This is a genomic window from Bdellovibrionales bacterium (assembly GCA_019750295.1).
In the GTDB taxonomy this organism is placed as follows: domain Bacteria; phylum Bdellovibrionota; class Bdellovibrionia; order Bdellovibrionales; family JAGQZY01; genus JAIEOS01.
The window spans coordinates 1-6,032 of sequence record JAIEOS010000036.1 but is presented as its reverse complement, the minus strand read 5'-3'; the positions used below and the strand labels follow the sequence as shown (position 1 = coordinate 6,032).

6 protein-coding genes are annotated in these 6,032 nt (G+C 46.1%); 4 read left to right on the top strand and 2 right to left on the bottom strand.

All coding sequences use genetic code 11. The annotated features are described in order from the left end of the window. Positions 1–891 (top strand): UDP-N-acetylmuramate--L-alanine ligase (locus K2Q26_08050; GenBank protein ID MBY0315457.1); only part of this gene is annotated, 891 nt, incomplete at its 5' end. After that, complete coding sequence (gene murB, locus K2Q26_08045; GenBank protein MBY0315456.1) at positions 888–1,793, top strand: UDP-N-acetylmuramate dehydrogenase; 906 nt, start codon at positions 888–890, stop codon at positions 1,791–1,793. The genes K2Q26_08050 and murB, both read left to right, overlap by 4 nt. A 35-nt stretch (positions 1,794–1,828) precedes the next feature. Here the strand turns inward: murB and K2Q26_08040 are convergent, their stop codons facing one another. Together K2Q26_08040 and K2Q26_08035 are read right to left on the bottom strand one after the other, a co-directional pair. After that, positions 1,829–2,806, bottom strand: a complete 978-nt coding sequence (locus K2Q26_08040; protein MBY0315455.1) for a hypothetical protein — start codon at positions 2,804–2,806, stop codon at positions 1,829–1,831. 142 nt (positions 2,807–2,948) lie between these two features. Beyond that, positions 2,949–4,157 (bottom strand): DUF2817 domain-containing protein, encoded by a 1,209-nt coding sequence (locus tag K2Q26_08035; protein MBY0315454.1) that lies wholly within the window; start codon positions 4,155–4,157, stop codon positions 2,949–2,951. A gap of 91 nt (positions 4,158–4,248) precedes the next feature. On the opposite strand from K2Q26_08035, the gene K2Q26_08030 reads away from it, so the two are divergent. After that, complete coding sequence (locus tag K2Q26_08030; GenBank protein MBY0315453.1) at positions 4,249–5,001, top strand: FtsQ-type POTRA domain-containing protein; 753 nt, start codon at positions 4,249–4,251, stop codon at positions 4,999–5,001. A gap of 69 nt (positions 5,002–5,070) precedes the next feature. Continuing rightward, positions 5,071–6,032, top strand: a 962-nt coding sequence (gene ftsA / locus K2Q26_08025; protein ID MBY0315452.1) for a cell division protein FtsA, incomplete at its 3' end; no start/stop codon positions are given.

The following is a 6,032-nucleotide window of genomic DNA, read 5'->3' as shown; positions in this document are numbered from 1 at the left end:
ACGGCCCGTTTGGGTGACGGAGAATGGATGTTGGCCGAAGCCGACGAGAGCGATGGAAGTTTTTCGCGACTCAATCCTGAGATTGCGGTGATCACCAATATCGATAATGACCATTTGGATCATTACGGTTCTATGGAAGCCGTGCAGTCCGCATTTTATGATTTCGCTCTTAAAGTTCCATTTTACGGAGCGGTGGTGGCCTGTGGAGATGATGTTCGCATCCGCGAAATCTTTAACGACTTTCCCAAGCCGATTCTCTTTTATGGGACCGATAAGAATTCTGATTACTATATTCAAGGACATCGCTCTCAGTATAAAATTATGTCCAAGTCGGGCGAGGAGCTTGGAGAATTTCACCTCCAGGTTCCTGGCCATCATAATGCGCTCAATGCGCTGGCGGCAGCCGTGGCGGCTCATCTTGCGGGCTTAACATGGAAAGAGTGCTGTGATGGGCTTAAACACTTTAGCGGCGTCGATCGTCGCTTCCATTACCGAGGTGAGATCAAGGGCGTGACCGTTTATGATGATTACGGACACCATCCCACAGAGATCAAAGCGACACTTCAAGCCTTTAGAGAGAAGTTTCCGGATCAAAAAATATCTGTGCTTTTTCAGCCTCACCGCTACTCACGAACCAAACTGTGTTGGAATGAATTCTTAAGTTGCTTTAATGATGCTGACAAAGTTTTTCTTCTCGATATTTATCCTGCCGGAGAGCACGAGATCGAGGGAATCCACAGCCAAAATTTAGCGCTCGATATTGTGGATAAGCCAGCTCAGTATGTGGGAAGTTTAGCGAACGCCAAAAGAATTATTTTAGAAAAACCCGAATCCAATAGCGTCCTCGTGTGTTTGGGTGCTGGCGACGTGAATAAGTTTTACGATTTATGAGCATTTCATTTATAAAGAAAAATTATTCTCTCGCGGAGCATACCACCTGGAAGATCGGGGGTAAGGCGGACTGGGCTGCCCTTCCATCCAACAAAAAAGAATTGATCGCCGCTTGTTTGTGGGCGAGAGATCAACGTCTTCCGATCACCGTTCTCAGTGGTGGTTCTAACGTGCTTGTGAGTGATCGTGGTATCGAAGGTTTGGTCATTCTTTTGCAAAATCTCAATACCGTCGAGTCCAGCACTTACACCAATGGAGTTCTAGAGATCGTGGCGCAGGCGGGAGTGCCCAAAGCCGATATTCTCAAAATATTTATCAAGCATCGCTTGATGCCTGCAATCTTCCTCGCAGGCCTTCCCGGAGACGTTGGTGGCGGTGTGGTGATGAATGCGGGCGTTAGTCATGACGTCTCTCCAAAAGAATTTCACGAGATTGTTTCATGGATTGAAGTGGTCGATCTTAACAGTCGTGATTTTAAGCTGAGACGGTTGGAAAGCAATGAGCTTCAGTGGCAGTATCGTAAGTGCGAAGGGTGGCGCCCAGGAGTCATTTATCGAGTGGGGCTCAGTTGGTCTCTACCGCCGGACGAAGGAATGCTTAAAGTGCTTCAGGAAAGCAATAAACGTCGTATGAGCACGCAGCCTTTAGGTGAACCGAGCTGTGGCTCTGTTTTTAAAAATCCTCCAGGGAACAAATCGGGGCGGCTGATTGAAGAAAACGGCCTTAAAGGTTTTAGTATAAATGGGGCCAAGGTGTCAGAAAAGCATGCGAATTTTATTGTGAACACCGGCGGCGCCACGGCCGACGATGTTGAATCTCTCACGCGACATATCCAAAAAACCATTCAAGAGAAAACCGGAATTTCCCTCGAGAAAGAGTACGTCTTTCTCGGCCGCAAGTAGGTCGCCGTCATCCTGAGCCCAGCAAAGAATCGCGACTACTTCGCAAAAAGCTGACGACAGCTCAAGAGTTGGATATGATCCAACCCAGTCCGACTCACAGGACCGAGTCGTTCTTTATTTTTATTTATGAAGTTGACCATCCGATTTAAAGTTCGATCGACAGTTTCGGCAACGAGATTTACGGCATATCGACCGCCGAAATAATTGTGAGCCACTAACGCCAGCCAACTCCCACCCACCAAGAGTGAAGATCCCGCAAAAATATCGGTGAGCATCAAGTTTCCATCGTAGAAGTGAGAGTAGGATCCCGCAGCGACGGTGACGACGGCGAGGCGAAAGATCCACACCCGTGTGGTATTGATCAATCTTCCCTGAATCCAGTCCGTGATTTTGGTGGTGGCCCGGTCACTCAAGTGAGTCAGATCGGCTTTTTCGGCGAGTGCGAGGTGAATTTTTTCAAAAACAACGTCCTCAACTGGAGAGCGAGAACTGAGCAAAAGAGAATTCAATTGGAGAGCGATGTGTTCAGCCATTTCCCGATCAAAAGTATTGACGATTTTTACGCTCCGATCGATGGCCACTAAGCGATTTTCGATGGTGGCGTAGACTCTTTCGAGGAGCGACTCGTGGCTAAAATCATTTCTGGTTTTCATCTCTTCCATATACTGAGCCAGCGCCACGAGCGCTGGAAGCTCTGCCATCTGATCGATGGATTTTGTCACGAAACGCCACATGTAGGTGCGCCGATTGACTTCTTGGCGTGTACCGGCTTCCTGAAAGACCTTACGGATCATTTCGTAATTGTTAATAAAGTCATGGACCGAGGAGTGCGGGAGTAACGGATTCAAAGCGGTGTAGTCGACAGATCGTGTGGTGTTGGATTCGGTCTTATAAAGTTGCAGAAACTGCTCTACGGCGGGTGCATAATCTATGGGGTTCGATTGCGCAGAGGCTCGATGACCGAGAGAGAATAAGAGTGTCAAAAGAACAGACAAGCCTGAAATTTTGGCCATAATTACGCACCTTTGTAGGTCTTAGATTGGTTATAACGGATTACCTACTCTTAGAGTGATATATTGCAAGGCCTATTCCCTGATTTGAAAAAAGGAGAGTCTTTTGTGAGCTACAGCAGCGATCCCACTTCGGTAAGGATGATTAGAGTTTTTCAAAGCGCTCGAAAGTGGTGAGTAGGGTCTGATGTCCTTGTTCTAAAACTTGCTGTTGCCAAGCGGGGGATGCGGGATTGAATAAATTTTCGTAAAAATTTCGGGTGCGTTTTTGATCTGCGATCGAAACATATTTGTTTTGATGCCCTTGGTTTTCCGTCACTGTTGTCCATAACGAGTCTAACCCACCTCGCAAAGTTTGACTATTTTTGGTTCCAAATTCGAAGGTCATGGAGATCACCTTTTTCTTTTCGAATGTTCTCCACATCCAGTCGCTAAAATCACCGTAAGTCGAGTAGAAATCTTGATCGTGACCAGTGTCGACCTCATATCCGGAGAAAAAATCCCTCACCCATTGCGCATCTTTGGGTTGGAGCTCGTCGCTCCCAAAAAGATGGAGCTTCCCTTTTTCTCCGAAGCCGGTATGGAGGTCGATGTGATAGATGTGTTCAAATGGCGCTGCGATTTCTCGAATGGTGTTCTGCAAAACTTGAATCTGCGGTTCGACGGAGGTCCCTCCATAAAAAACACCTTGGGGCTCTTTGTACTGACCCCGCAAGGCCTGGAGAAAAGTTTTTTTTCCGTAACGAATATTGTAGAAAGCGGCTTGAGCGTAAAAACCCCAGCGTGTGACCCACGAGGTGTTGGCTTCCCCCTTGGGTTCGAGGACTTTTTTAAGCTTCTCGTAATCGGAGTTACTTGTCGCAAACTCTTCCGGGGTGGCAAAGTTGCGATTGAGATCGATATTGTTTTCCGTCACTCGCCGGTAGTATTTAAATCCAAAAGGGTTGATGGAATGTATGAACAAATAGTTAATTTTAGGAAACTTATTGGTAGAAATAAATTCTTTGAAAACCAGTTCCTGAATGGCATGACCGGCCGGAGCTTCGGCGCCATGAATACCTGACGTTAGTATCACGAGTTTCCCGGACTTCTCGGAGCTTGGGAAAAAGATGTAATCCATGGTGAGGTCAGGATCTTGAGACGACGGAACAGAAATAACACCAGACTTAAATTTTTTGTTGTTTCCCCAGCTTCGAAAGGCTTGGCGGGCCGAAAAATAATTGGTAGGGAATCGAATCGCCTGTTGGCCTATGATAACAGGTGCCAAGGCATTCGCCTCGTAAACTTCTAATCCATATGCTGTCAGCGAGTTTAATAGCACAATTACGGCGATGATGTATTGTTTCAGCTGCATTGTTTTCCTTGCCTTAAGTCCTGACAAACTGAACCTCGCAAAAATGGGGTCGGGACTTGTAGAATCAGTTTCAAAAACCTAACCTATATATATGAAGTTTTCAAAAAAAATCCTCGTGTTGTTGTCTCTGGTTATGGCAGTTGGATTGTCAGCTTCGCTACTCTACTGGGATTCACATTTTTTTACCGTTAAAAAAGTAAGTGTTACAATTGTTGAGGGTGAAAATGCCCGAAAAAAATCTTCACTGGAAGGCAGCGCCATATCCTCCGCGCAAAAAGTTCTCAAAAATTACAGCACCAAAAATATTTGGCGATTGGACCTCGATAAAATCGCCAAAGATATTCTTAAGGATGAAAGAATTCTTTCGGCCCAGGTGCAAAGAGATTTACCTTCGCATCTTTCCGCCGTCATTCATGTTCGAGAAGTTGCAATCCTGTATCAAGATAGGAAAGGTCAAATAATTCCTGTGACCTTCGATGGGATTCTGCTAGAGCCCATACCTATCGAATCAGCTCCCGACGCTCCTATTCTTCGAGATACTTCCGTTGTTAAGGACTCCGCTCGTTTAAAAAAAATTATCAGTTTGGTCGACGCACTTCCTGAGAATGGAACTGTCAGTCGTGCAACGATTTCGGAAATTAAGTGGACGGATAGTGAAGGCCTTAAGTTAGAACTCATGCGTTCGGATACGGGACTCGTTGTACTCGGAGAAACAGAAATTGAGTTGCGTGCAAAGCGTGCAGCAAGCGTGATAAAGTACCTTGAAAGTCAAAAACAAAAGTGGCGCGTCATCGACGCGAGCTTCTCGAAGAAAGTCCTTGTCAGGCTGCGTAAGCATTCGTAGGCTTAAGTATAGGTTATCAGATTCACATATGACGTGAGTCCTGAAATTAATAGCTTAAGTGAGATACGGATGTCGAAAACGAAAGCATATAGTCTAGCGAGCCTTGATATTGGCTCAACCAAAGTCGTGTTAGCCGTTGCTGAACAACGAGGCAATTCGTGGGAAGTGGTCGCCATTGCTCATGCTCCTCATAAAGGCTATCACCAGGGTCAAATCATCGATTCCAAAGAAATCACATTGGCCATTCGCAAAGTGAAAGCGGAAGTAGAACTCGTTGCCAGTTTTGCAATTCCTCAAGTTTACGTTTCTTTTGCGGATGTTTCTGTGGAGAGAGTTTTTTCTAAAGGGACTGTCGCCATTAAAAGACTGGTGAGTGATAGGGATATAGATGCAGTGAAGGCTTCGGCGCTGGAGTCTGCACAGATTCGCAGCGATCGAGAGATCTTATTTTCTCAACCTCAGCAATTTAAAATGGAGTCTCTTCGTTTCGACGAAGCTCCGGTGGGCCATCGCGGAACTTCGCTCGAAGTCACGATGGCGATCATCACAGCAGCCAAAAAGAATCTTGTCATGGCTAAAGAGTGTGTAGAGAGTTGCGGCATGGATATTGTCGAATTCGTTCCGCAAGGCTTAGCCACATCAATGGCTATGACGACTCCAGAAGAGCAAAAAGACGGCGTTGCGATCATCGATATGGGTGGAATGCTGACAGATATCATCGCCTATAAAAACGGAAAGATCGCTTTTGCAGCGTCGCTCCCGGTCGGTGGAATTAATTTTACTCAAGATCTTGCCATTGCTCTAAAAACACCTCAAACGTTTGCGGAGAAACTTAAAAAATCTCACGGGGCGGCCTTGGTGGATATCGTCAGCCCCGAGGTCATTGCGATTGAATCTCTTAAAAATGAGCCTCAGCGCACCGTAGATACTCGCTTTCTCTGCGAGGTGCTCGAGGCGCGCTCCGAAGAGACGCTCACTTACATTTTTAAAAGACTTAATGACGAAGATCTCTTATTTAATCTCAAAAAAGG